1 protein-coding gene is annotated in these 316 nt (G+C 62.3%); it reads left to right on the top strand.

The genetic code is table 11. The features are described 5' to 3' along the window. Window positions 1-316: hypothetical protein (locus WG891_RS26750; protein WP_337265113.1), on the top strand; the 316-nt coding region annotated here is incomplete at both ends.

Genomic DNA, 316 nt, shown 5'->3' with positions numbered 1-316 from the left:
CTTTGATGCCAGCAACGGTGCGTTGACCGTGACCAACAGCCAGAACAACTACACCGGTAGCACCACGATAAGCGGCGGCGATGTGCTGCTGGGGAGCAACAATGCCTTTGGCGCCACCTCATTGCTGACGGTGGCCAGCGGAGCCAGCTTCAATACCAATAACTTCAGCCAGACGGTGGGGGCACTCACCAACCTGGGTACGGTGACGCTCGATCCCGGCGTGTTGAGCAGCGGACTGCTGACCAACACCGGGGTGCTCGATCTGGCAGGCGGTACGCTGAACCTGTCGTCAGGGGGCACGTCGACCGCCCCTGGC

Origin of the sequence: Serratia sp. MMO-28 (assembly GCF_037199905.1) — a bacterium.
GTDB lineage: Bacteria > Pseudomonadota > Gammaproteobacteria > Enterobacterales > Enterobacteriaceae > Chania > Chania oryzae.
This window is presented reverse-complemented; position numbering and strand designations above follow the sequence as displayed.